The sequence below is a fragment of the Flavobacterium suzhouense genome (assembly GCF_042684765.1).
Classification (GTDB): domain Bacteria; phylum Bacteroidota; class Bacteroidia; order Flavobacteriales; family Flavobacteriaceae; genus Flavobacterium; species Flavobacterium suzhouense.
Genome location: NZ_JBHUMD010000007.1, coordinates 577,377 through 603,078, shown reverse-complemented (window position 1 = coordinate 603,078; position 25,702 = coordinate 577,377). Strand labels below are relative to the sequence as shown.

The 25,702-nt window shown below is 38.5% G+C and carries 20 protein-coding genes; 9 read left to right on the top strand and 11 right to left on the bottom strand.

Going from position 1 to position 25,702, the window contains the following annotated elements; all coding sequences use genetic code 11:
• Window positions 1–59 precede the first annotated feature (59 nt).
• Complete coding sequence (locus ACFSR3_RS07990; protein ID WP_379820495.1) at window positions 60–1,991, bottom strand: ABC-F family ATP-binding cassette domain-containing protein; 1,932 nt, start codon at window positions 1,989–1,991, stop codon at window positions 60–62.
• A gap of 54 nt (window positions 1,992–2,045) precedes the next feature.
• Here ACFSR3_RS07990 and ACFSR3_RS07985 point away from each other — a divergent pair, with 54 nt between their 5' ends.
• Window positions 2,046–2,438: a DUF983 domain-containing protein gene (locus tag ACFSR3_RS07985; protein WP_379820494.1), complete on the top strand. Its 393-nt coding sequence runs from the start codon at window positions 2,046–2,048 to the stop codon at window positions 2,436–2,438.
• Here the strand turns inward: ACFSR3_RS07985 and ACFSR3_RS07980 are convergent.
• The 7 genes from ACFSR3_RS07980 to topA all read right to left on the bottom strand — a co-directional run bounded on the left by ACFSR3_RS07980 (window position 2,425) and on the right by topA (window position 12,010).
• Window positions 2,425–3,468 (bottom strand): NAD(P)/FAD-dependent oxidoreductase, encoded by a 1,044-nt coding sequence (locus ACFSR3_RS07980; protein WP_379820493.1) that lies wholly within the window; start codon window positions 3,466–3,468, stop codon window positions 2,425–2,427. The genes ACFSR3_RS07985 and ACFSR3_RS07980 overlap by 14 nt on opposite strands.
• 67 nt (window positions 3,469–3,535) lie before the next feature.
• The gene (porN, locus tag ACFSR3_RS07975) at window positions 3,536–4,462 is read right to left on the bottom strand and encodes a type IX secretion system ring subunit PorN/GldN (protein ID WP_379820492.1); all 927 of its coding nucleotides are present in this window, start codon (window positions 4,460–4,462) and stop codon (window positions 3,536–3,538) included.
• A 46-nt stretch (window positions 4,463–4,508) separates the two neighbouring features.
• A complete protein-coding gene (porM, locus tag ACFSR3_RS07970) occupies window positions 4,509–6,059 on the bottom strand; it encodes a type IX secretion system motor protein PorM/GldM (protein WP_379820491.1) in 1,551 nt (516 codons plus the stop codon).
• A gap of 53 nt (window positions 6,060–6,112) precedes the next feature.
• Window positions 6,113–6,745 carry a type IX secretion system motor protein PorL/GldL gene (porL, locus tag ACFSR3_RS07965; RefSeq protein WP_379820490.1) on the bottom strand — a complete coding sequence of 211 codons (633 nt, stop codon included), beginning with the start codon at window positions 6,743–6,745 and terminating at the stop codon, window positions 6,113–6,115.
• A gap of 72 nt (window positions 6,746–6,817) precedes the next feature.
• A complete protein-coding gene (gene porK / locus ACFSR3_RS07960; RefSeq protein WP_114756493.1) occupies window positions 6,818–8,197 on the bottom strand; it encodes a T9SS ring complex lipoprotein PorK/GldK in 1,380 nt (459 codons plus the stop codon).
• A 150-nt stretch (window positions 8,198–8,347) separates the two neighbouring features.
• Window positions 8,348–9,502, bottom strand: coding sequence for a formimidoylglutamase (locus ACFSR3_RS07955; protein ID WP_379820489.1), 1,155 nt, complete (start codon window positions 9,500–9,502; stop codon window positions 8,348–8,350).
• A 3-nt stretch (window positions 9,503–9,505) separates the two neighbouring features.
• Window positions 9,506–12,010 (bottom strand): type I DNA topoisomerase, encoded by a 2,505-nt coding sequence (gene topA, locus ACFSR3_RS07950; RefSeq protein WP_379820488.1) that lies wholly within the window; start codon window positions 12,008–12,010, stop codon window positions 9,506–9,508.
• Window positions 12,011–12,228: 218 nt separating this feature from the next.
• On the opposite strand from topA, the gene miaB reads away from it, so the two are divergent.
• The 8 genes from miaB (at window position 12,229) to ACFSR3_RS07910 (ending at window position 21,629) form a co-directional block, all read left to right on the top strand.
• On the top strand, window positions 12,229–13,680 hold the full coding sequence (gene miaB, locus ACFSR3_RS07945; protein ID WP_379820487.1) for a tRNA (N6-isopentenyl adenosine(37)-C2)-methylthiotransferase MiaB: 1,452 nt from the start codon (window positions 12,229–12,231) through the stop codon (window positions 13,678–13,680).
• A gap of 62 nt (window positions 13,681–13,742) precedes the next feature.
• Window positions 13,743–15,029 carry a sigma-54 interaction domain-containing protein gene (locus ACFSR3_RS07940; protein ID WP_379820486.1) on the top strand — a complete coding sequence of 429 codons (1,287 nt, stop codon included), beginning with the start codon at window positions 13,743–13,745 and terminating at the stop codon, window positions 15,027–15,029.
• 14 nt (window positions 15,030–15,043) lie between these two features.
• Entirely contained in the window at window positions 15,044–15,553 is a 510-nt protein-coding gene (locus tag ACFSR3_RS07935; protein ID WP_114756488.1) for an LptE family protein, read from the top strand.
• Between the two features lie 335 nt (window positions 15,554–15,888).
• A complete protein-coding gene (locus ACFSR3_RS07930) occupies window positions 15,889–16,644 on the top strand; it encodes a tetratricopeptide repeat protein (RefSeq protein ID WP_379820485.1) in 756 nt (251 codons plus the stop codon).
• Complete coding sequence (secG, locus tag ACFSR3_RS07925; protein ID WP_379820484.1) at window positions 16,637–17,002, top strand: preprotein translocase subunit SecG; 366 nt, start codon at window positions 16,637–16,639, stop codon at window positions 17,000–17,002. Before ACFSR3_RS07930 ends, secG begins: the two co-directional genes overlap by 8 nt.
• 146 nt (window positions 17,003–17,148) lie before the next feature.
• Complete coding sequence (locus ACFSR3_RS07920) at window positions 17,149–17,424, top strand: co-chaperone GroES (RefSeq protein ID WP_114756485.1); 276 nt, start codon at window positions 17,149–17,151, stop codon at window positions 17,422–17,424.
• Between the two features lie 40 nt (window positions 17,425–17,464).
• Window positions 17,465–19,096: a chaperonin GroEL gene (gene groL / locus ACFSR3_RS07915; RefSeq protein WP_114756484.1), complete on the top strand. Its 1,632-nt coding sequence runs from the start codon at window positions 17,465–17,467 to the stop codon at window positions 19,094–19,096.
• A gap of 160 nt (window positions 19,097–19,256) precedes the next feature.
• Window positions 19,257–21,629, top strand: a complete 2,373-nt coding sequence (locus ACFSR3_RS07910; RefSeq protein ID WP_379820483.1) for a hypothetical protein — start codon at window positions 19,257–19,259, stop codon at window positions 21,627–21,629.
• A gap of 39 nt (window positions 21,630–21,668) precedes the next feature.
• Here the strand turns inward: ACFSR3_RS07910 and ACFSR3_RS07905 are convergent, their stop codons facing one another.
• The 3 genes from ACFSR3_RS07905 to ACFSR3_RS07895 all read right to left on the bottom strand — a co-directional run bounded on the left by ACFSR3_RS07905 (window position 21,669) and on the right by ACFSR3_RS07895 (window position 25,652).
• Window positions 21,669–22,883 carry a Ca2+-dependent phosphoinositide-specific phospholipase C gene (locus ACFSR3_RS07905; RefSeq protein WP_379820482.1) on the bottom strand — a complete coding sequence of 405 codons (1,215 nt, stop codon included), beginning with the start codon at window positions 22,881–22,883 and terminating at the stop codon, window positions 21,669–21,671.
• A 166-nt stretch (window positions 22,884–23,049) separates the two neighbouring features.
• Window positions 23,050–23,400, bottom strand: coding sequence for a heavy-metal-associated domain-containing protein (locus ACFSR3_RS07900; protein WP_379820481.1), 351 nt, complete (start codon window positions 23,398–23,400; stop codon window positions 23,050–23,052).
• Between the two features lie 17 nt (window positions 23,401–23,417).
• Window positions 23,418–25,652, bottom strand: coding sequence for a TonB-dependent receptor (locus ACFSR3_RS07895; RefSeq protein WP_379820480.1), 2,235 nt, complete (start codon window positions 25,650–25,652; stop codon window positions 23,418–23,420).
• Window positions 25,653–25,702: the final 50 nt, after the last annotated feature.

Below are 25,702 nucleotides of genomic sequence, written 5' to 3'. Positions count from 1 at the left end.
AAGTTCAGACAACTTGAAAATGCCTGAACTTTTATCAAATTTGTATAATCAAAAAATAGTCAACCTATTTTAGGACTAGTCACGTTCTCTAAATCTTCCTGAACCTGTTCCCAATCTTGCATGAGTTTTTCCAGTTCTTTTTTCTTATTTTCATAAGCAGTAAAAAAAGCGGCATCAGCCATCAGCTTTTCATAATCTCCTGCTAAAAGCTTATCATCGTGCTGAATTTGCTTTTCCACTTCGGCAATCTGGCTTTCAATTTTACTTAATCTGTTCTGAAGAGTTTTATTCTTCTTCTGGTCCTCATAAGAAACCTGCTTTTTTGGAGCTTCCTTTTCTTTTTCTTTTACCACTACATCCCTTTTCTCAACTTCACGCATATTCTGCATATTGCGCTGCTCAAGATAGAAATTGATATCCCCAAGATATTCCCTTATTTTCTGATCTTTGAATTCATAAACGATATTACTCATCCCCTGAAGGAAATCCCTGTCGTGAGATACTAGCAACAAAGTACCCTCAAATTTCTGTAATGCAGCTTTCAGAACGTTCTTAGATTTAATATCAAGGTGATTGGTAGGCTCATCCATTACAAGTACGTTGATTGGCTGTAGCAATAGCTTACACAATGCCAGACGGTTTCTTTCACCTCCCGAAAGTACTTTTACTTTCTTTTCTACATCATCTCCTCTGAAAAGGAAAGCACCAAGCATATCGCGCACTTTAGAACGGTTAGTGTCAGTTGCAGCATTTTCCATCGTTTCAAGAAGCGTTATTTCGCCATCAAGATATTCGGCCTGATTCTGGGCAAAATAACCTAACTGCACGTTATGTCCTAACTTAATCGTTCCCTGATAATCTATATCCTTAGTAATGGCTTTGATCAGTGTAGATTTACCCTGACCATTCTGCCCAACAAAAGCAATCTTGCTTCCGCGTTCAACAAGCAAACTAATATCTTTAAGAATGGTTTTTTCACCATATTTTTTAGTTACGTGTTCAGCTTCAACAACCACTCGCCCGGGCGTAATCGAAACCGGAAAAGATATATTCATTACCGAATTATCATCTTCATCAACCTCTATACGCTCAACTTTATCGAGTTTTTTGATAAGTGATTGCGCCATCGAAGCCTTTGAAGCCTTCGCCCTGAATTTCTCGATCAGCTTTTCAGTCTGTTCGATTTTCTTATCCTGATTTTTTTGCGTAGCAAGTTGTTTCTCTCTAAGCTCCTGCCTTAATTCAAGATACTGCGAATAGGGTTTACTAAAATCGTAGGCTTTTCCCAACGATATTTCTATAGTCCTGTTGGTAACATTGTCCAGGAACATCTTATCGTGCGATACGATAACCACAACCCCGGGATAAGTCCTCAGGAATGATTCAAGCCATATGATACTCTCAATATCAAGGTGGTTGGTAGGCTCATCCAGAAGCAGTACATCATTATACTGAAGTAGCAGTTTTGCCAATTCGATACGCATACGCCATCCTCCTGAAAAAGTATCCGTTGCTTTATCAAAATCCTCACGCTTAAAACCAAGACCTAATAATATTTTTTCAGTATCGCCAACATAATTATATCCGCCTAAAATCTCATAATGATGCGTCACATCACTCAGATCTTCAATCAGCTGAGAGTATTCAGCACTTTCATAATCGGTACGGGTAGCCAACTGATGATTTATCTTATCGATTTTCTCCTCAGCTTTTTTTATTTCAACGAATGCCTGATATGCTTCCTCAAGAACAGCACGCCCTTTGATGAAATCGATATCCTGTTTAAGGAAACCTATTTTAATTTCCTTCTCAGTAGCGATCACACCCGAGTCATATTGCTGTTCTCCTGAAAGTATTTTTAGCATGGTCGATTTTCCTGCACCATTCTTCCCAACAAGACCAACCCTGTCTCCGGCACCAAGCCTGAAAGTAACTTCCTCAAACAAATATGTCCCTCCGAAAGAAACTGATAAATTATGTATGTTAAGCATTATTCTTTATGTCTTATTAATCGTAAATTTGTGTATCAACAAATTTTTTTGCAAATGTTAAAAAAAGGATCCAAACTATATAGCATTTTAACAGGAACCTGTCCCCGATGCCACGAAGAAAGTATGTATATTGATAAAAACCCCTTCAATCTGGCTAAAATATACAAAATGCACGAGCGATGCAGCCATTGTGGGCAACCGTACAAAATTGAACCATCATTTTATTTTGGTGCCATGTATGTAAGTTATGCACTTGGTGTGGCTATCAGCGTTGCTATATTTATTATCTGTTTCTCATTTATAGGTACCGACTTAAAAACAGCATTCATCAGTATAATCGCCGGACTCGTACTACTCATGCCCTACATTATGAGAATATCCCGAAACATCTGGATAAACTTCTTTGTAGGCTATGATAAGGACTGGAATAAACCTAAAGATTCTTAAACCTCTGAATTCCAACTTCTCTCCTTACCGGGTTACCGGTAATTATGGAATCATACAATTCTTTGGCCATAGAAGGCCCCAGCATTACACCACGAGTACCTAAACCATTCAGCAAATGGACGTTCTTGTATAGTGGATGCGTACCAATAAGCGGCTTCCTGTCTTTAACAGTTGGGCGAATTCCTGCAAAGTGTTCAATAATTTCATAATCACAGTTAATAAGCTCGTTGAGTTTTTCAACCAACTCATCCCTACCCGCCTGTGTAGGCAAAGCAGTCTTATCATACCATTCATAAGTTGCACCTACTTTGAAAAAACCATCGCCCATAGGTAATATAAAGATACTTGCATTAACGGCAACATCCAGTTTTAAGCTAGGAGCTTTTATTAGCAATAATTCCCCTTTAGTCCCATCAAGTGGCAAATGCTTAAAATAAGGATTCGCATGAATTCCGAAACCTTCAGCAAATATAATTTGGCGAGCTTCAATTCCCTTATAAACTACATAGTCTTCTTTAATTTCAAGCAGATCATGCTCAAAAGTTTCCTCAACTAACCACCCATTATCACTTAAAAATTCTTTATAAGTATTCAATAAGGTCTCCGTATCTACATAACCTGTATGCATAACTTTACCGAAACCAAACTCAGCAGGCAAACCTTCATAATCAGTATGTAGAACTTCTGGTGATAGAAAGGGCTCAAGAGCGGGTTTATCAGCAGCCTGAAACCAGTTGTTTTGTTCTTCAACAGAAGCAAATTTTCTGTAAACAGGTAAACTTATATCAAACTTAACTCCAAGACGCTCCTCAATTCTTTTATAAAAAGGCACCATATAGTCTAAATGTACTGCAGCATCCTGCGGAAGGCTAAACCTTTTTAATATTACAGGATTGTATAACCCTGCCGCAACATATGATGAATTTTGAGAATTGTCACTAATAACAACAAACGACTTGTCATTAAGCAAAGCGGTTTCCGCAAAACTAATACCGGCAAGACCAGCTCCAACGATTAAAAAATCTTTCATAGTGTAAAAATAAAAAAACTCTTACCACTAGGGTAAGAGTTTTTAATATTATTAGAAGAATAACTTCTTAGTAGTTCCACATGTCCTGCTCAAAGTTACGTATCTTATCTTTGATACGCTCAGCTTCAAGAAGCTGCATTTGAGAGTTATCTTTCATGTAGTCTTCGATAAGTCTGTCTCCATAAACGTTCTCTTCTTTAACAATCACAGCAGTGAAACGTCTTGAGTTAAGTAAGTGGTCAAAAGTGATAGGCTGCGCAGAGTTTTTCTCATTGAAAGCCTTCGCTTTGTGAAGCACGTCTCTCGCTCCTGGATAGAATACCCAGAAAAGCTCGATTGGTTCTGCTTCAGACCCTTGTCTTAACTTAGTAAGAGCATCTACAGCCATTGGACAAATTCCAAGGATTCTGTATTTCATCTCACCCTGTCTCTTATCAAAGTACCAGGTACCAACGATCTTATATTTAGATACGTCTGCACCGTTTAGCTCAGAAGTTGTATAGTGTTCAGCAGTAAGAGTACCATTAGCTTTAAGCTGCTCCTCTGTTTTACCCGGGTTCTGATTCATAAGCTCACGACCATAGTCGTTAAGCTCTTTGAAGTAGAATGAAGACTGGATATCATCACCTGTCTTTTTAAGGGTAAAGTATGAATCATCATATACCTCCGTAAGCTGACCGTCTTTGATAGCTGTCATTAAAACACTGAATAGTGACCTTCTATCATCGCCTATATTATCCTCAATAGGAAAGTACATAGGAAAGTTAATTCTTTGGTCAAGATCAATTACTTCCCAAACTTTTCTGGCAAGCAAAACATCCCTATCTCCCACATAACCGTAAGGTAGCGGCTTGTCATTATCTAATGAGTCCTGCTCAGCTGTTTTTTTACCTATTTCATCCGGCGTCTTTGCATTAAGCAAGTTTGACTGGGCAAAAGATGTAGTTACACCTGCAAAAAATAGAGCCGCTAATAAAAAATTTCTGCTATTCATTATTTTAATTTTATACTGTAAAAGAAAAACGTTCTTTTAAATCAAATTATTGTATCTCCCAAGTGAAAGACCCTGATGGCGGTGGAGTATATCCTGCTGCACCAACAATAGATGTTTCGATACGGCTGATAACTACTACGTCACCTCTTTTTGTTTTACCAATTGCAGCTAGCGCCTGAGGGCTAAATCTGTTACCCTGACAAACCATAGTACCTGAACCAGATACAAACACCTCAAACGACTTAACTGAAGTTTTAACATCGAATACGAAGTCAGGGAACGCTACGTTAATTGTAGAAGATGAAAGGTCATTTTTATTACCTTTTGCCGAAGTTCTCTTACCTCTAAGTTCCGGTACCGGAGCAGGGATAGGACGAACATTGAATTCTTTCATATCAGTAACTGTCTTACCATCAGAAAGCTTAGCTGTAACCTGAATTTTAGCTGTTGTTCCAGAAACACCAGTTACGTTCCAGTTGTATTTACCTTTAGCTCCCGCTGATCTCCAAGCACCAGGTGCCGAAGCTTTAACGTCAGTATCAGGAACACCTGCAAATGAAACTGTCATAGGGTTATCAACCCCACGGTAAACAGAGTTCATCTTATCAGCTGAAATAGTAGCAGAATTTGGTCTTGGAACAACCACATATTTACCCTCAAATTCTAATGGAATATTTTTACCATCTTCAAGGAAATTAAATTTACCTTTAATTGTTTGTTCACCAACAGAACCAGCAGTCATATCAATAACAGCCTGACCAGTAGCTGGATCAATTTTACCAGGACCTTGGAATGATGTAGGCTTAGTATCCTCATCATAACGACCAAGAACTACTTTACCTGTAACTTTTTCACCCTGGAAGTAAGCGTTTTTATCAAGAACAATAATCGCTTTATACTTACTCATTGAGCTCATTTCAAGAGCAGCTTTACCTAATGCAATGTTATAAACATTAGCCTCAATTGTCTTAACATTATTCTGTAATGCAGATAATTTTGTTAATGATGCAATCGAAGGGAAACCTTTATAATGATAGTCAAGATACTTTTTTGTAACTCCTTCACCATCTTTTACATCAGCAGTACTGAATTTTGCATCTAGCTCTTTACTTATCGGAAGGTATTTAACGTCATTACCAATAGCTGCTTTCATGTCAGCTTTATATTTCTCGATAGCAGCAACAATTTCTTTACCCTTTTTAGAGTAACCGTCACCTTCAAACCAATGCTCATCGATTTTATCACCTTTATCCATTGCTTCGTATGGTAATTTACCATTCTCTCTCTCAATGTCTTTAGTGATATCACCTTTAAGGCTTTCAATATAGCTGTTAAATTCTGCAGAAATACCTTTAACTTTTTCTGACACTGCTTTCGCAGCGCTAAAAGCTGGATTCTCAGCAGCCTTTGCAACTAAAGCATCATAAAGTCCTGTATTATTTTTAGTAGCTTCTACGTTAGAAGACTCAAATTGTTCGTTCATCAAGCCGAAAGCTGAAAGTACTTCTTTCGACATGTTTAGGGCCAACATTGCGATGAAAACCAGATACATCAGGTTAATCATCTTTTGCCTAGGGGTTAATTTTCCTCCTGCCATTTCTAATTAGTTATCTTTTGGTTTTTAGTGTTAAAATATATAGTAACTAATTATTAAGCTCTGTTACCCATAGCAGAAAGCATACCACCGTAAACATTGTTAAGAGAAGCGATGTTTTGAGTCATGTTAGCCATCTCTTGTTTTAGTTTAGCAGCGTTGTCAGCGATTTCTTTGTTAGCTTCAGCGTTACGAGAAGCGCTCTCTAACTGAACTTTGTAAAGACTGTTTAGAGACTCCATCTGAGCTGCAGCCTGAGACATTTCTTCGCTGTATTTTTTCTGAGAAGCGATTGAATCAACTGTTGGAGAAATTCCTTTGGCAGCAGATTCGAAGTTTTTGATACTGTTTCCTAGGCTTTCCATAAGAGCACCATCAATTTTAGCTTCTTTTAATAGGTTGTCAAGTTTTTGAGATAGAAGACCTTGAGCTTCAGTTGGGTTTTCTTTCTTCACGTCTTTTTTCTTAGCCTCACCACCAGCTAGTTCAGGGTAAACCAGAGACCAGTCAAGATCTTTTTCAGGTGCATCAAATGCAGAGATTGCGAAGATAAAAGCCTCAGCTCCCAGACCGATGATAAGCATCGCGCTCGCTCCAGGCCAGTGCATCAATTTGAATAGAGCTCCAACGATTACAACTGCCGCTCCAAGACCATAGGCCATGTTCATAACTCTTTTAGGTAGTGCCATAATAAATAATTTTTAGTTTTTAGTTAAGTTAATTAATTTAAATATTCAAAAAAAAATTCGAGTTGGTTAAAATTATTCGTTTGAGGTATTTTGTGTACCCATGTAATCCTGTACAGTTCTGAAACCAATGTAGCTTCTTGCAGAATCAGCATATTCCCAATCCCTGCTGCTCACCTGAAGGAAGTAAGCAACGTCTTTCCAAGAACCACCACGAACAACTTTACGTTTGTTAGCCTGATCTGGAACGTTAGGGTTCATAGTAGAAACATACTCATATGAAGATGCATCATAAGAAGAGTCAGTCCACTCAGAAACGTTACCTGCCATATTGTAAAGGTTGTGATCATTCGGATCGAATGAACGAGCCTCTACAGTATAAAGAGCACCGTCAGCAGCGTAGTCACCTCTGTTTGGTTTAAAGTTTGCAAGGAAACAACCTCTGTCGTTTTTAGCATAAGGACCACCCCAAGGGAAAGTAGCTGATTGCAGACCACCTCTTGCAGCGAATTCCCACTCAGCCTCAGTTGGCAAACGGAAAGAGTTTACAAATTGTCTCTTTTTATCTTTTTGATAAGCATTTTTATAAAGAGTTCTCCAAGCACAAAATGCTTTAGCTTTCTGCCATGTAACACCTACTACAGGATATTCTCCGTAAGCTTCGTGCCAGAAATAGTCATTATGCATCGGCTCATTATATGAGTAAGCAAAGTCTTTGATCCATACAGTAGTATCCGGATATACCTGAACCTGCTCATGTCTCATATATTTACTTCTCTTCGCCCTTGTATTTTTAGTAGACTTGTCTTTTGCAGCAGCCTGAATATCCATCCAAGAGTAACGGAATACCAATTTAGAAACATCAATAGTTCTTAAACCATTGTATGATTCCGACTCAGGCAGATACATAGAATCCATAACCTCTACATAGTACTCATCCGGATATTTCTGAGGATCAGTAATAAGCTTAGCTTTATGATTAAGCTTTCTTCCCGCATACATATCATCATCTGTACCTAAACTATAGTAGTTCTCATACATATATTTATCATACGCAGACTGATCTTCCGTAGCCTCCTGATCTTTGAACGCAAATTCTCCAATACCACCTGCACCAGGCTTCTGTCCTTGCTCATCCGCAAGAATAGCCAATCTGGTTCTGATTGTAGAATCTTTAACCCATTGAACAAACTGACGGTACTCACTGTTGGTAATCTCTGTCTCATCCATATAGAAAGAACGAACAGTTACCGTTTTTGTAGGAGCATCCTGAACATTTGCTAAGTCGTCATCCGACTTACCCATAATGTAAGCGCCACCAGGAATCAAAGCCATACCATAAGGCTTTTCAGGCCTCCACTTTCTGCCTTTAACTCCTACCAGTTCCCCTCGGTCACTGGAACCACAGCTGATTAAAAATGATAAAGTTGCTGTTAATGCAATGAACTTCTTCATAAAACTTGGGTTATTAATGTAATTCTATTTTTAAGGGCGTAAACCTATTTATTTATTTTTAAAAAAACAATTTTTTTATTAAAAAAACCTAAACAAAAAGCAAACAATTCAACACTTCTTGTAAAACATGCCATTTTTATAGCAAAAAAGTTAAATTATGTTCTTTCTTTGCGCTTTCCATAATCTTTCAGGATACTCACCGTTAGTTGCACTAAGATAATCCTGATGATTACATGGTAATAACGTGTTCCTTTTTAATTTATTGCTAAAATCCGAAACAAAAGGAACTTCAATCCACCATCTGTCGGTCTTATCACTCTTATAAAAAACGAGCTCTTCATCCTCCGACGGCACTATATATTTAATATAAGCCTCCTTACTTCCGAACGGGTATTCATTCGAGCGATAATGCACCCCTTCGATGAAATACCATATAATCTGCGCAATAAGAGCCGCTTCCTGAAGACTGTCTCCGTGATTAAAAATCCCAAAAGAACTCACCTTGTCGCTTATCCCTGCATAGCGTGCTAATGTACAAATTTCTTTGCCATCAAAACCATTTGGTATAAATTTAACAATATTTCCGGAATCACCTGACTTAACTGCCATCATATCAACACTTACAACATCAGCATCTCTTAACACAGGCTCAGCAATTACGGGGTTTCCGCACACTTCTCCAAGCCGGTAAGCATCAAAATACAGCTTTTCAATCAAATCAATCTCTTCCTGCGGATTGTAATACGTCTGATATCCTAAATTAGAATAATTGAAAAGATTATTAGGTTCATCAACAATCATTCTCGTAAGGTAAGACACTGCTGAAAGCTCATCATCCTGCTTACCAAAGTCAAACCTACTATCAATTGAAACAAAATTCACCATTTGCTCCAACTTATCGTAAGCCCTGTACATCGCATAAGATAAATCCTGAGAACCACCGATAACAACCGGCAATACACCATTTTTTATAAGCTCTTCTGCAATACTTTTGAGCGCAAAGTAAGTATCCTGCTGTGAATTCCCTGCAGGTATATTACCCAAATCTACAACCTGTTTATCCCAGTTACCCGGGAAAAGACCGTAAAGCTCCTTTCTAACATAGTTAAGATGAATGTGGTGCTCACGCTTGTTACCCGCCCCTCTGTCATCCAACACGCCAATAATAGCAATTTTTGCGTTTTCAAGATTCGGAAATCGTCCATCGGCATGAAAATCTGTTTTATGACCTAACGCCTGCGCTGAACCTTCAGAAATAAAAGTAAGAAGTCCCTCATCTAAAGGCTGTAAAAAATCGAATATCATTTATTATTTCTTTTTAGCTGCAGGTTTTTTAGTTGTAGTCTTCTTAGCTGCCGCCTTTTTCTTAGCCGGAGCTTTCTCCTCTATCATTGCCTTAACCTGATCAAGTGTCAGTTTAGAAGCATCAATATCTTTATTCAGTTCGATCTTGGTTTTTCCTTTAAGGATTACCGAACGTCCCCAGCGTGCTTTTTCCACACGGATACCTTCGTCCTCCCAGTTATGAATAACCTTATCGATGTCTTTTTGTAATTTATCTTCAATCAGCTCCACAATATCAGATTGCGAAAGCTTATCAAAATTATATTTTTTGCTTACATTGATAAAGATGCCATTCCATTTTATGAACGGACCAAATCGGCCAACACCTTTTTGCACAGGTTCATTTTTATACGTTCCTATCGGAGCATCGGCCTGTTGCTTTTCATTAATCAGCTGTTGCGCTCTTTCAAAAGTCACATCCAGCGGATCTTCTCCTTTTGGAAGCGAAATAAACACTTTTCCAAAACGCACATACGGACCAAAACGACCATTATTTACCTCTACTTCTTCTCCCTGGTAATTACCAAGATTCTTCGGCAGCATAAACAAACCTAAAACTTCATCAAGTGTAATAGTACCAATATTTTGCTCCGGAAGAAGGCTTGCAAACTGTTTATTTTCGTCTTCGGCATCACCAATCTGAGCCATTGGGCCAAATTTACCCAAACGAACACTCACCGGCTTACCTGTTTTTGGATCAGTACCCAAAATACGCTCACCCGATTCCCTCTCAGCATTTTTCTCAACATTGATCACAGTAGGATGGAAATGACTGTAAAATTCACTCATCATTTTCGTCCAGTCTTCTTTACCTGAAGCGATTTCGTCAAAATCCTGCTCCACCTTAGCGGTAAAGTTATAATCAAGAATGGTTTCGAAATGATTTACAAGGAAATCATTAACAATAATACCTATATCTGTCGGCACCAGTTTCCCTTTATCAGAACCAACATTTTCATGAAGCTCCTGTTCAGAAACTGCTCCCGCTTTTAACACCAATTGCTTATATCTTCTCTCCTGCCCTTCAAAACTTCCTTTCTCAACATAATTTCTGCTGATAATAGTAGAAATAGTCGGCGCATACGTAGACGGACGCCCGATACCCAGTTCCTCAAGTTTCTTAACCAGTGCCGCCTCAGTATATCGTGCAGGCGGTCTTGAGAAACGCTCGGTAGCAGTTATATAATTATTAATAAGTTTCTCACTCACTCTTAGTGCCGGAAGCATCCCTTCCTGTTCTACATCCTCATCATCATTCCCTTCAAGATATACTTTAAGGAAACCCTCAAACATCAACACCTCACCGGATGCTGAAAATAATTCTTTATGATTATTAGCTTCAATCTTTACATTGGTACGTTCCAATTCGGCATCACTCATTTGCGAAGCTACTGTTCTTTTCCAGATAAGATCGTAAAGCCTTGCCTGGTCACGGTCGATATTCACGCCATGTCGCGACATATCTGTAGGACGGATAGCCTCGTGAGCTTCCTGCGCCCCTTTACTTTTGGTTGCGTAATTTCTCGGCTTGCTAAACTCTTTACCATAAGACCTGATAATTTCAGCCTCGGCAGCAGCCATAGCCTCCTGAGAAAGGTTAACGCTATCCGTTCTCATATAAGTAATAAGTCCGGCCTCATACAGTCGTTGCGCAAGCATCATGGTAACACCAACCGGAAAATACAGCTTTCTTGCTGCCTCCTGCTGTAACGTAGATGTAGTAAATGGTGCTGCAGGCGATTTTTTAGCCGGCTTGGTCTCAAGATCTGACACCTTATATATAGACCCAATATTTTTATTCAGGAAATCCTGGGCTTCCTGCTTAGTTGTAAAATTTTTAGGCAGCTTCGCTTTAAAAGATTTACCGGCTTCGTTTACAAACTCAGCTGTTACACTATAAGAAGCCTCTGCGTTAAAATTTTGTATCTCGCGTTCGCGTTCAACAATTAGACGTACAGAAACCGACTGCACCCTACCCGCCGAAAGTCCGCTTTTTACTTTTTTCCAAAGCACAGGAGACAACTCATAACCTACTAACCTGTCAAGCACGCGGCGAGCCTGTTGCGCATTTACAAGATCATAGTTGATATCCCTTGGATTTTCAATTGCTTTTTGTATCGCGGTTTTGGTGATCTCATGAAAAACAATCCTTTTCGTTTTAGACTTGTCCAGTTTCAGTTCTTCCGCCAGGTGCCATGCAATAGCCTCCCCCTCGCGGTCCTCATCGGAAGCCAGCCAAACGGTCTCGGCCGATTTAGAAAGATCTTTAAGTTTTTTTACCAGTGCTTTTTTATCGGGAGACACTTCATATTTTGGCTTAAAGCCATTATTAACATCCACCCCTATTTCCTTAGCCGGAATATCAGCTATATGCCCATAACTGGACTCCACCTGATATCCTGAACCCAGAAATTTCTCAATGGTTTTTGCCTTCGCAGGCGACTCAACGATCACTAAATTCTTTGCCATATTGCTTTTCTTTGTGTCGCAAAAGTATTGGTTTTTTTTAAATATTGGTTTTTTGTCGATTTTTTTAAAATCATTTTTATGAAATCTGCAATATATATTAAGGAGTAAAACATAACAATGAGCGTTTCCTAAATCTTATCAACTAAGGCTGTCAACTTGTCATAATATTGAAATTAATGCTATCTTTGCGACCTGATTAAGCACTACAGGAGTGAATTATGGAAAAGATTATTGAAGAAAACAAACAGGGACAAAGTCTTGTTTTAGAACAGAAAGAAGGAAATACTAAAAAACTTTTCATCGAAAGCTATGGCTGCCAGATGAATTTCTCTGATAGCGAGATTGTAGCTTCTATTCTTGCCAATGAAGGTTTTAACACCACCCAAAATATTGAGGAGGCCGATCTTGTATTAGTAAATACTTGTTCTATCCGTGATAAAGCGGAACAAACTGTGCGCAAAAGACTGGAAACTTATAATGCCGTAAAAAAGATAAATCCGGGAATGAAAGTGGGCGTACTGGGCTGTATGGCCGAGCGTCTTAAAAGTCAGTTCCTTGAGGAAGAAAAAATTGTAGACATGGTTATTGGACCCGATGCCTACAAAGATCTTCCGAATCTTTTAAAAGAGGTTGAAGAAGGCCGTGACGCTATTAATGTAATCCTTTCCAAAGAAGAAACTTACGGAGACATTTCACCTGTACGTCTTAACAGCAATGGTGTTACTGCATTTGTATCAATAACCCGCGGATGCGACAACATGTGTACCTTCTGTGTGGTTCCGTTTACCCGAGGAAGAGAAAGAAGCCGTGAGCCGCAAAGCATCATGGAAGAAATTGCAGACCTTTACGACAAAGGATTTAAAGAAGTTACCCTGTTAGGACAAAACGTAGACAGCTACCTTTGGTATGGCGGCGGACTTAAAAAGGATTTCGTAAAAGCTTCTGAAATGCAGAAAGCTACTGCTGTAGATTTTGCACAGCTACTGGATATGGTTGCTAAAGCATTCCCTAAAATGCGTTTCCGTTTCTCTACTTCAAACCCTCAGGATATGCACCTTGAAGTAATTGAAGTTATGGCGAAACACCATAATATATGTAAATATATTCACTTACCTGTACAATCAGGAAGTACACGCATACTAAAAGAAATGAACCGCCAGCACACCCGCGAGGAATATATGGAGTTGGTAGACAACATATACCGTATCATCCCTGAAATGTCACTTTCTCAGGATATGATTGCCGGCTTCCCTACCGAAACAGAAGAAGATCATCAGGATACGCTTTCGCTTATGGAGCATTGTAATTATGACTTTGGTTTCATGTTTGCTTATTCTGAAAGACCGGGAACACTCGCTGCCCGTAAAATGGAGGATGATGTCCCTGCCGATGTAAAAAACCGCAGACTTACTGAGATCATCAACCTTCAGCAAAAAATGGCACTTGAAAGAACACAGCGTTTCATTGGTCAGGTAGTTGAAGTATTGGTAGAAAAAGAATCTAAACGTTCTGACGCACACTGGAGCGGAAGAAACTCTCAAAATACGGTGGTGGTATTTCCTAAAGGAGACTATAAACCGGGCGACTTTGTAAATGTATTGATCAGCGAATGTACATCGGCCACACTTATAGGTGAAGCTGTTGGGTACAACGAAATCATGCAAGCTTAATCTTTGTTTGCTACGAATTACAAAAATTTTCGCTAATTTGAGGAATAGCTAAGAATAATATAATGGAAAGTGTACAAGCCATAAAACAACGGTTCGAGATTATAGGGAACGACCCTAAGCTTAACCGTGCTGTAGAAAAAGCCATTCAGGTCGCTCCTACCGATATTTCGGTACTGGTTACCGGTGAGAGCGGTGTAGGTAAAGAAAACATTCCGAGAATCATCCATGCCCTGTCACACAGAAAGCATGGTAAATATATTGCCGTAAACTGCGGCGCAATTCCTGAAGGCACGATTGACAGTGAGCTTTTTGGCCACGAAAAAGGTGCCTTTACAGGAGCAACATCAACACGTGAAGGTTATTTTGAAGTAGCCGATGGCGGAACAATATTTCTTGACGAGGTTGGTGAATTACCTCTTACCACTCAGGTAAGGCTGCTTCGTGTACTCGAAAATGGTGAATTTATAAAAGTAGGTTCGTCGCAGGTGCAGAAAACGAATGTGCGCATTGTAGCTGCTACAAACGTTAATATGTTTGATGCTATCGAAAAGGGCAAATTCAGGGAAGACCTTTATTATAGGTTAAGTACTGTTGAGATTTCGCTTCCTCCATTGAGAGACAGAAAGGATGACATACACTTACTGTTTAGAAAATTCTCTTCTGACTTTGCGCACAAATACAAAATGCCTCCCATTAAGCTTGAAGATGACGCTATCCAATTATTACTGCGTTACCGCTGGAGTGGAAACATCCGCCAGCTACGTAATGTAGCCGAACAGATATCGGTTCTCGAAACAAACAGAAATATAACCCTGGCCACATTACGTGGCTACCTTCCTGAAGAAGGTTCTAACCTGCCGGCTGTAGTAAGGGATAAAAAACCGGAAAGCGATTTTAGTACCGAAAGAGAGATATTATATAAGGTGTTGTTCGATATGAAAAGCGACCTTAACGACCTGAAGAAGCTTACCATGGAGCTGATGCAAAACGGCAACACCTCTAAAGTTCAGGAAAGCAACAAAGGCCTTATCCAGAAAATATACGGATCGCAAAACGGAAACGCAATAAACGAGTACGAAGAGCTGCACCGCGCTGAAGTTTTCCCTCCTCAAAAAACAGTACATACCGAACCTGCTGTAATTGATCATCATGACGAAGATGAAGATGATGACAATTACCTTTTTGCCGAAACTGTCGAAGAAGAAGAAACACTTCGCCTTGACGAAAAAGAAATAGAGCTTATTAAAAAAGCACTGGAACGCAACAAAGGAAAACGCAAAGCTGCTGCTGATGAGCTTGGCATATCTGAAAGGACTTTATACCGAAAAATAAAACAATACGACCTATAGCCATTGCAAACACTATGAGATATTTAAAATTTATAATGGCGTTTGCCGTACTTTTATCTTTAGGCGGATGTACTGTAGCCTATAACTTTACCGGAACTACGGGGGCGATTAATGCCAAAACGTTTCAGGTAAACCATTTTCAGAATAATGCCGATCTGATAGAGCCGGGAATTGACGTTACGTTTACAAGAAGGCTTCAGGATCTTATACAGAACCAAACCAATCTGAGCCTTACCAATTCAGGAGGTGATTTGCTTTATGAAGGAGAGATTACGCAATACCGCATCTCTCCTATGACAGCAACAGCAGACCAAAGGGCAGCGCAAAACAGACTAAGCATTACCGTAAACGTGAGGTTTACCAACAAGAATAACGAAAAAGATGATTTTGAAAAACCTTTCAGCTTCTATCATGACTTTTCCGGAACTGACCTACCTACAGGAACTGTTCTAAATGAAGCCCTTGAAGCTATTTTTGAAAGGATAACTCAGGATATATTTAACGAATCGCTGGCGAAATGGTAAAATGAGTTTTCAGCATGCAGTCACAGTTGGCAGTTGCCTTCTGAGCACTGAACACTGAACACTGAACACTGAAAAAACTGAACACAAAAGACTATACATACCTGCTCAACAAGCCTTATTCATTAAATGAAAGGCAGACGGCCGAACTGGAGAAAATCCTTTCGGAATTTCCGTTCCTGCAAAGCGCGCGCGCCATTTACCTGAAAGGGCTATACAATCAGGACAGTTTTCGTTACAACACTGAGCTAAAAAAAACGGCTGCCTACACAACAGATCGTTCAGTTCTTTTTGATTTTATTACATCAGAACAATTCCAAAGCATTGAAAAAGACGTGATGGCTCAGCAGGAAAATGCTTTGCAGTCTATCACCGTTGCTGATAGCGAAATCTTAGAAATTGAACCTGTAGAGGAAACTATCACTCAAGCTGAAACGGTAGAACAATCTCCTGTTGACAAAATAGAGGAATCTATTAAACGCTCGATACAGGCTACAGAAGAAGCTAATAACACTACTCATGTTCAGCCTCAATCCTCAGACAAACTTGAAGACTCCATAAAACGTTCAATACAGGCAACAGAAGAACTTAATAGCTTTCAAGAAGAAGAGGTAACACCGGAAGTTGCAGAAAACACTATTGAGACAACAGAAGAAAAACTCAGCATAGGAAAACCTTTAGACTTTGATAAAAATGAAACTCATTCTTTCGCCGAATGGCTGCAATTATCAAGACTTACCCCAATAAACAGGGATAATGAAGAAAAAGCAGAGCCAAAAGAGGAAGAAAATGAGAGTCCTATCGCAAAAAAAATGGAGCTTATTGATAAATTCATTGAGACAAATCCAAAAATTGCTCCTGTTAAAAACAATACGCCAACCCCTGCAAACGTTGAGCGTAGCACGCAGGACAGCTCAATGCTGATGACTGAAACTCTGGCAAGGGTTTATCTCGAACAAAAAAAATACAGCAAAGCAATACAGGCTTATGAAATTTTAATTTTGAAATATCCGGAAAAAAGTGTTTTCTTTGCAGACCGTATTTCAGATATAAAGATAATTCAACAAAATAACAACTTAAAGAACGATGCTTAACTTTTCAATTTTTCTGGTACTTATAACAATAGTAAGCTTTTTGCTTGTAGTGGTAATCATGGTGCAAAACCCAAAAAGTGGAGGCCTTTCCTCTTCTATTGGAGGTTCTCAGATGATGGGCGGCGTTCAAAAGACCACAGACTTCCTTGACAAGAGTACATGGACACTTGCTGCTATCCTTGTAGCACTTATCCTTTTATCTAGCATTAGCTTCTCTTCAATTGGAGGTAATGAGTCATTCATTGATGAGTCTGCTGTACCGGCTGCTCAGGCTCCGGCTGCTAAACCTGCAGGTGAAGCTGCTCCGGTTGCTCAACCGGCAACAACTCCGGCTCCGGCTACACAACCACAACAGTAATTTCTTCGTAAATAACGATATTAAAATGCCAGCCTCATTAAGCTGGCATTTTTTCTGAAAATATGTCAGGTTAGTTCCGAATGGCATAATTTCTGAAAAAAAGGAAACAGCAAATATTTACAATAAACAAAATAAAATTTACCAATATGGCTTTAAACATCAAACCCCTTTCAGACCGCGTACTTATTGAACCGGTAGCTGCAGAAACGCAAACTGCTTCAGGGATTTTTATTCCTGACACCGCTAAGGAAAAACCACAAAAAGGTATTGTAGTGGCAGTAGGCAATGGCACTAAAGACCATGAAATGACCGTAAAAGTAGGTGACACTGTATTATACGGAAAATATGCCGGTACTGAATTGAAATTCGAAGGCAAGGATTACCTTATAATGAAAGAAGAAGAGATTTTTGCTGTAATCTAATTTTAGGTTAACATATTTAAAAACATATATTAAAGACACAATGGCTAAAGAAATAAAATTTGATATAGAAGCACGCGACGGTTTAAAACGCGGTGTTGATGCATTAGCAAATGCTGTAAAAGTAACTCTTGGTCCTAAAGGACGTAACGTAATTATCAGCAAATCATTTGGCGGACCAACTGTAACTAAAGACGGGGTATCTGTAGCTAAAGAAATTGAACTTGCTGACACTCTTGAGAACATGGGCGCTCAGATGGTTAAAGAAGTAGCTTCTAAAACCAACGATCTTGCAGGTGATGGTACTACTACTGCTACTGTTCTTGCACAGGCTATCGTAAAAGAAGGGCTTAAGAACGTTGCTGCAGGTGCAAATCCTATGGATCTTAAACGTGGTATAGACAAGGCCGTATCTGCAATTGTGGGCGACCTTTCTAAACAATCTAAAGAAGTAGGTAGCACTTCTGAAAAAATAAAACAAGTAGCTTCTATCTCTGCTAACAACGACGAAAGCGTAGGAGAACTAATCGCTACTGCTTTTGAAAAAGTAGGTAAAGAAGGCGTTATCACTGTTGAAGAAGCTAAAGGAACTGATACTTATGTTGATGTTGTAGAAGGTATGCAGTTTGACAGAGGATACCTGTCAGCTTACTTTGTAACAAATTCAGAAAAAATGGAGGCTGAACTTGACAGACCTTACATTTTATTATATGACAAAAAAGTGTCTTCAATGAAAGACCTGCTTCCGGTACTTGAACCGGTTGCACAATCTGGCAAACCTCTACTAATCATCGCTGAAGATGTAGATGGCGAAGCTCTTGCTACTTTAGTAGTAAACAAACTAAGAGGTGCGCTTAAGATTGCGGCTGTTAAAGCTCCGGGCTTTGGTGACAGAAGAAAAGCACTTCTTGAAGACATTGCTATCCTTACAGGTGGTACTGTAATTGCTGAGGAGCAAGGTTACACACTTGAAAATGCCACTCTTGATATGCTGGGGACTTGCGAGAAAGTAGTTATTGACAAAGACAATACTACAATCGTAAACGGTGCAGGTGATCAGGATAACATCAAAAACCGTGTAAACCAAATTAAAGCTCAGATGGAAACTACAACATCTGACTATGACAGAGAAAAGCTTCAGGAGCGTCTTGCAAAACTTGCAGGAGGTGTAGCTGTACTTTATGTAGGTGCAGCATCGGAAGTAGAAATGAAAGAGAAAAAAGACCGTGTAGATGATGCCCTTCACGCTACCAGAGCAGCTGTTGAAGAAGGTATCGTTGCCGGAGGTGGTGTTGCTTTACTAAGAGCTAAAGCTACCCTTTCTTCAATTCAGGCTGAAAACGCTGATGAAGCAACAGGTGTTCAGATAGTGGCTCGCGCTATCGAAGCTCCACTAAGAACTATTGTTGAAAATGCTGGTCTTGAAGGATCTGTGGTTGTTGCAAAAGTTGCTGAAGGATCTGGAGATTTTGGTTACAACGCTAAAACTGACGAATATGTAGATATGCTTGCAGCAGGTATTATTGACCCTAAAAAAGTTACACGTGTAGCTCTTGAAAATGCTGCTTCGGTAGCAGGAATGATACTTACGACTGAGTGTGCCTTAATAGATATCAAAGAAGATAATGCCGGAGGCGGAATGCCAATGGGAGGCGGAATGCCGGGAATGATGTAATACATTATCTTATAAAACTTAAAGGGAGCGTTAAAAATAAACGCTCCCTTTTTGCGTTTATTTTACAAATAATTTAAACCCTTTTATAAATGTACATTTAATTAAATCGCATATTTTTACGTCCTAAATTTGAAAGAAAATTTCTACCAACCATCCAACCATGAAAAAAATACTCTTAACCCTTTTAGCAACCATCCCATTGCTAAGCCTAACTGCGCATGCACAGCAAAGCCGTAGTGAAGAAATCATGAAACTAGTAACCGATTATTATCTCCTGGAAAGAGAAAATATTCACGTTCAGTTCGACAAAAACGCCTTTATGACCAACGAGACCATCTGGTTTAAAGGATATGTATTTCATCGCAAAATAAACGCCCCTTCACCCAACACAACTAACATTTACGCATCATTAATGGATGACCAGGGGAAGATTATCGAAACAAAGCTTCTTTTTGGCAACAGGGGTGGATTTACAGGTTTTTTTAAACTTAACAGCAAATTCAATTCAGGCAAATATTACCTACAGTTTTACACCAACTGGATGAATAATTTTTCGGAAGACGACTCCGCCGTTTACGAAATAGCTGTTATTAACCCTCAACAAGGATCAGGCACAGCTTTAGCAAAAGCTGACCCCTCTAAAATCAATATTGACATAAATCCTGAAGGAGGAAAAATAATAAGCGGCTTATCCAGCACTATTGGTATACATGTAACAGATTGCAATAATAATCCGTTAGCCATATCTACAGTTGATATAGTAGATGGATCCGGAAAGATCTTTAAACAGGTACAACTTAACAAGCTTGGTTTTGGAAAATTTGATCTTCCTGCAAATGCATCTACAAACTATAAAGCTGTCGTAACAATTGAAGACATTAAGCACGAAAAAACTTTTCCTGTTGCTGACTTAACCGGTATATCACTCGAAGTGAACAATTATGCGATCGCTGATAAAACAATGATAAAAGCTCGCACTAATAAAGCCACTATTAATCTACTTAATAAACAGCCGGTATACATGTTGGTGCATCAGGATGCAAAAACAGTGATAATGGAACTGAACCTGAACAATGCCAATTTTGAACAAACACTTGTTATCCCTAATGCAGATTTATCACCGGGAATGAATACCATAAGGATATTAGACAGTAACCTCATACAACTTTCTGAAAGGTTATTCTTTAATTATCCCAAAACAGGACTTACGGTAGATATTACTAAAACAGAACAATCGGCTAACAAGCAAAAATACCAGGGAAAAGTTAACCACTCTAATATGAACTTAAGTCTAACAGTGTTACCTGAAAACACAATAAGCTTTGATGACACTAACGACATCTATGGTTCATTTCTGTTATTACCCTATATACAAAACCAGCATAAAGCTTCCGGAAGACATTATTTCACAACACTTTCTAAGAACAAACTCTATGAGCTTGATTTATTTCTGATAAATCAAAAAAGTAAATACCAATGGATAAACATTAAACAAAATCCACCTAAAAGCAATTATCCTTTCGACCTTGGTCTTACTCTTAAGGGAACAATACCATCCACTATAGATAGTAAAGGCGGTCGTATAAGACTATATTCACTTACTTCAGGCATTGACGAAAATACTGAAGTAAATGATAACAGAGAATTTGAGTTCAAAAATCTTGTTATTGACGATTCTTCTTACGTAAACTTTACATTGATAAAGCGAGGCCTTAAGCCTAAGGAAATTACAATCGCACCGCAAATTTTGAATGGGTCACGCAAATTTAACAAACCATACAAACCGGAGCCTCATTTCTATACACCTCAGTATAATGATGAAACATTTAAAAACCCGAATATTTTTAGCGACAATACATCAATAGAACTTGAAGAAGTAAAGATTGAAGGTAATGCCTTAAAATACGCCAATAGCTATGGTAATGGTGATTTAAGGGGATACAAAATATCCGATTCTAATGCCAATTCATATCAAACCTTACTCCAGTTTATTAAAACCTATGGTGGCTTTTATATCAATGAGAATCATGCAACAGGGCAATTAGACATATACACCCGTACAATTAACAGTGTAAATGCGGCACAGGCAAAACCTATTATTTATCTTGATAATTTTCAGCTGATGGATTATTCCATGCTTAGTCTTATACAAACATCAGAAGTTGATGAGATTTACATGAGCTCAACCGCCATTGTACCATCAATTCGAAATTTTCAGGGTATGATAAAAATTTACCTTAAAAAGGGTGTCAGACCAAGATATTTAAAAAACAACACTCCCGATATTGTTGTCAAATCCGGGTTTGAAAAACCTAAACTTTTTCAAAATGTAACCTACAACAGCGTAGATGATAAAGGTTTTGAAAACTTCGGCATTATTGACTGGCAACCCAATGTTTGGAGCGACAATAAAGGTGAATTCAGCATTTCGATTCCTAAAATGACTTCGAAACCCATGAAAGTTTTAATAGAAGGCTTTAGTGCTGACGGAAAACTAATATCCGAAATAAAGACAATAGACCCTAAAAGCTAATATATAAAGGGGCCGTTTTAAAAAACGGCCCCTTTTCTTTTAACGATTCTCTATTATATATACTTCATCTTTTCCATGATTTTTTGAAAGCTGAGAAGCTTTTTTGGTCATATATTCTCCATTTTTTACATTTTTGATATAATACTCATTCGCTCCTCCAGTTGGAATAAGCGACCATCGCTGACAATCATCGTTAATTGTTGGCGACATGGTTGAAATAGTACAATCAAAATACTCTTGGGTTTTATAATTCTTAATCGCATAAATATCTCTTTCCGGATCTTGCTCAAAAATAAAAAGACATGTATTGCTGTCATAATGAGCTGTCATATGTGTAGCTCTATCTGTTCTGTACTCATTATTAGATTTATTACGTAAAGAACGTTTAGATATTCTGCTTTTTTCTTTAATCGGACTCGTATAATGTATTTCAGCCCATTCATGGTTTCGAACTGCGTTTGTAGCGATTTCACTAAAATTAAGATTCTTGGCAAGGTTCCATAACGTTGCATCATTAGCGCCATACCCTCTTGTTATGAAGTTTTTAAACTGAAGATCAATAAGCCCTTGCTGCATTCTCGCATTAATGAAAGGAAAAATAAAGCCTGATACTTCAGCATTAAAAAACACGATATTTGGATCAGTTGAAGGTAAATTACCTGTGTCACTAAAACAAAAGCGTTGCCTTACCCCTTTGGCATATTCAGTTTTCCAGTCTTTATTACCGCTAAGACAAAATATAAATTTACCTCTCATATCGGCTATTTTAGGCCATCCATGATTACGAATATTATCAACCAAAGATGCATTAGGGTCATATCCCCTGTTCTTTTCAAATAACTCCCCAGGCTTAAAAATGAGACTTTCATCAAAATAACATTTAAGATAGGTATCAATTTCGTTATTAAAACCATCATAGCCACCTTCTTTACTTTTTATATCTAATGTTATTAAAACAGGATAATGGTTTTTGTTAGCCAGCCAGTTATGCCAATTCTTAAGCTCAACAAGGTATTTTTTCAAAATTGTTTTACCCGGCGTAACGTGACTTACCGTAAAATACGATTCCGGAATACTTTGAAATGGTGTGTAATTAGCTGAATGTCTCCAGATATCAAATTCAAGGCCCAAACAGCCTGAATTATAGGGTTGATCGGGATGAAAAGTAAGTTGTTCCCCAATAGTCTCATTACGTTCATAGCTGTTATGAGAAGCCTTGAACATAATCTGATCGTACCTTAAGTTGTCATACATAAATTAGTAATTTAATAGTTAGGATTTCAAAATTATCTCATTTTAAAACACTGACTACAAGTACAATTACCTGATTTACATATAAAAAAACAGAAGCAACTAAAAGCTGCTTCTGTTGAAAATTTATTTAATCTTATAATTTCAATGCTATATTGGTAATACCCAATTATAGCCTTTCATATTGACAACATCCGTGAAGTTTTTCAAAATCTTCGTCTTTTGCTTTTACTTTATCAGTATCATGTCCTGCTTTAGCAATTGCTGCATGAACATCATCAATACTGCATTTGTTTTCATCTATGATTAAATGCATATCGTGATGATCCTGGTGCCACTGAGCCGATTTAACTCCTTTAACACTATAAGCGGCAGCTTCAATTCGTTTTTTACACATCCCGCAATTACCATTTACAGGAATTTCATAAGTAGCATTCTTTTTCTTTTCCTGTTTTTTCTCCTGTGCCTGCACTGCAAAACCTACAAGTGTTACAAGCATTACTAAAATTAATTTTTTCATGTTAAGTGGTTTAGTTGTTATTTTATTTTAAATCGAATTCCCGCATAATACATTTGTCCAAAAATAGGCGCATAGATAATTGAAGTGTCAAAATATGAGCCAAAGGGATCATCTGCTCCTAAAATAGCTTTCTTTTGCTGATAATTACCTAAGTTTTCTGCCCCTACATAAGCCTCAAAAACACTTGAGAATGTTCTGGTTACCTGTGCATTCATTAACGAGAAAGATGGAGAATAATTGTCCATTTGCTCATCTACAGGATTACTGCCCGTATAAGGCAAACGCTGTTTACCCATCCAGTTATAGGTAAAATCAAACTTCCATTGTTTTCCTCCGTCAACTATATGTGTTTCATAAGCCAAGTTAGTAAAGAAACGGTGTTTAGCCTGCAGTGGTCTTTCCTGCATTCCGGTTGTATATTGCGTCTCAATATCGTAATATTTATAGGCTGTACGAACATTAAAATGATGTGTTATCTCATAGTTCAGCTCCAGTTGAAGACTGTTTGCATACGACTTCCCATCAAGATTATAGAACAACACCTGTTGTGGTGAAGCAAAAAGATCGACAACTGCCTGGTTCTGAAAGTCGGTACGATAAAAGTCAATAACAAATTCGGTGTTTTTACCAAACAATGTAAAGCCCTGAATAAAACTCAGACCGTAATTCCAAGCAATTTCCGGATTAAGTCCGTATAATTTACCTCCATTGTTTGCAATGGTAAATGTTCTTGAGCTACCGAAAAGTGACTGATTTTCAGCAAAGATATTCGCTGCCCTTTTACCTCTTCCGGCCGATGCTCTGAAGGTTCCTTTTTCCCATGGATTGTAACGCAAATGCATTCTTGGTGTCACAAAAGCCCCAAGACGGTTGTGCACGTCAAAACGCCCGCCAAATACCACGGTAAAATCGTTAGCATTATCATAGGTATACTCAAAGAAAGCACCAACAGAATTATCTATCCTGCTATAATCAATAGCATTAACGAACTCGCCATACTTATCATAAGTAAAGTTAAGGCCGGTAGCAAACTTATTTCTTGTATTGGTAATGATTGAATTAAAGATAAGGTTTGAGTAAAAGCTCTTCTGATCGATATCGTACGTCCTGAAGCCAAAATAAGACTCCTGTTTGTGCCAGTTGAAAGCTGATTGTAAACCGATACTCTGAAAAGGCATATCAGGAAACACATAACCCAGTTTTCCCGAAAAATCTACTTTATCAGTATTGATTTCTGAACCCCAGTGATTAGTCGTGAATTTGTCGGTATCAGGATCGAAGCCAAGTTCTCCGGTTTGCTTTTCATCACGCATGTATCGCGCGTTGATGAAACCAACCCAGCCTTTCTCCATATCGTTGTATTGCCAACGGTTCATGATATTAATTTGTTTTCCAAGCGGATTATCCAGAAAACCATCATCATTCATATCATTTTTACTTACTCTGGCATTGCCGTGAACAAAAAGGCTGCTGCTCCATTTATCAGAGAATTTCTTGTTGAAATGGGTATTCAGCTCAAAACGGCTATCTGTAGAACCATAGGCATTCAAAAAGAAAGGTATATCATTAACAGGCTTAAGTAATTCATAGTTTATCTGCCCTGAAATACTTTCATAACCATTAACAACCGGACCGGCTCCTTTAGTAATCTGGATACTTTCAACCCATGTACCAGGAATAAAAGAAAGTCCATAAACCTGCGAAGCACCACGCACAGCCGGAATATTCTCTTCTGCAATAAGAAGGTACGGACTGGTAAGTCCCAGCATTTTTATCTGACGTGTACCTGTAAGCGCGTCTGAAAAGCTAACATCAATAGAAGGATTGGTTTCAAAAGCTTCGGCAATATTACAACAGGCAGCTTTAAGTAATTCTTTACTACCCATAGTCACTACGTTTGTTGCTTTAACATGGCTCCGCTCAAGGCTTTTACGGGTCTTATCTACCACAACCTCATTAAGATCGCTGCCCTTAGCAGGTTTCATTTTGTGGGTAATATATTGAGGCGAAACTATATCAAGCGTATCGGTAGGAAATCCTAAATAGCTAATTAAAAGTTTTTTGTGTTCCGGAGAATATGGAATTGTAAATGTACCGTCTTCTAAGGTTGATGAAGAAATAGTAGTATTAAGCCAGTTTATGCCGGCTCCCGGAAGCGGAAGATTCTGCTCATCAAGAACTTTACCGCTTAATGTTTCCTGTGCCTGTGCAAATGATACGCACACTAACAGCAATAAATATATTTTACGCATAAAAAAAGTTATATCATTAATAATCGTTCGATTCCTCCCAAAAGGAAACT

Excerpts from the sequence above, each read along its gene's own strand:
- ACFSR3_RS07990 (WP_379820495.1), bottom strand. The coding sequence starts at position 1,991 with ATGCTTAACATACATAATTTATCAGTTTCTTTCGGAGGGACATATTTG.
- porM (WP_379820491.1), bottom strand. The coding sequence starts at position 6,059 with ATGGCAGGAGGAAAATTAACCCCTAGGCAAAAGATGATTAACCTGATG.
- groL (WP_114756484.1), top strand. The coding sequence starts at position 17,465 with ATGGCTAAAGAAATAAAATTTGATATAGAAGCACGCGACGGTTTAAAA.
- porL (WP_379820490.1), bottom strand. The coding sequence starts at position 6,745 with ATGGCACTACCTAAAAGAGTTATGAACATGGCCTATGGTCTTGGAGCG.
- miaB (WP_379820487.1), top strand. The coding sequence starts at position 12,229 with ATGGAAAAGATTATTGAAGAAAACAAACAGGGACAAAGTCTTGTTTTA.
- topA (WP_379820488.1), bottom strand. The coding sequence starts at position 12,010 with ATGGCAAAGAATTTAGTGATCGTTGAGTCGCCTGCGAAGGCAAAAACC.
- ACFSR3_RS07930 (WP_379820485.1), top strand. The coding sequence starts at position 15,889 with ATGGCTCAGCAGGAAAATGCTTTGCAGTCTATCACCGTTGCTGATAGC.
- ACFSR3_RS07955 (WP_379820489.1), bottom strand. The coding sequence starts at position 9,502 with ATGATATTCGATTTTTTACAGCCTTTAGATGAGGGACTTCTTACTTTT.
- ACFSR3_RS07985 (WP_379820494.1), top strand. The coding sequence starts at position 2,046 with ATGTTAAAAAAAGGATCCAAACTATATAGCATTTTAACAGGAACCTGT.
- porN (WP_379820492.1), bottom strand. The coding sequence starts at position 4,462 with ATGAATAGCAGAAATTTTTTATTAGCGGCTCTATTTTTTGCAGGTGTA.
- ACFSR3_RS07905 (WP_379820482.1), bottom strand. The coding sequence starts at position 22,883 with ATGTATGACAACTTAAGGTACGATCAGATTATGTTCAAGGCTTCTCAT.
- ACFSR3_RS07980 (WP_379820493.1), bottom strand. The coding sequence starts at position 3,468 with ATGAAAGATTTTTTAATCGTTGGAGCTGGTCTTGCCGGTATTAGTTTT.
- porK (WP_114756493.1), bottom strand. The coding sequence starts at position 8,197 with ATGAAGAAGTTCATTGCATTAACAGCAACTTTATCATTTTTAATCAGC.
- ACFSR3_RS07935 (WP_114756488.1), top strand. The coding sequence starts at position 15,044 with ATGAGATATTTAAAATTTATAATGGCGTTTGCCGTACTTTTATCTTTA.
- secG (WP_379820484.1), top strand. The coding sequence starts at position 16,637 with ATGCTTAACTTTTCAATTTTTCTGGTACTTATAACAATAGTAAGCTTT.
- ACFSR3_RS07900 (WP_379820481.1), bottom strand. The coding sequence starts at position 23,400 with ATGAAAAAATTAATTTTAGTAATGCTTGTAACACTTGTAGGTTTTGCA.
- ACFSR3_RS07910 (WP_379820483.1), top strand. The coding sequence starts at position 19,257 with ATGAAAAAAATACTCTTAACCCTTTTAGCAACCATCCCATTGCTAAGC.
- ACFSR3_RS07895 (WP_379820480.1), bottom strand. The coding sequence starts at position 25,652 with ATGCGTAAAATATATTTATTGCTGTTAGTGTGCGTATCATTTGCACAG.
- ACFSR3_RS07940 (WP_379820486.1), top strand. The coding sequence starts at position 13,743 with ATGGAAAGTGTACAAGCCATAAAACAACGGTTCGAGATTATAGGGAAC.
- ACFSR3_RS07920 (WP_114756485.1), top strand. The coding sequence starts at position 17,149 with ATGGCTTTAAACATCAAACCCCTTTCAGACCGCGTACTTATTGAACCG.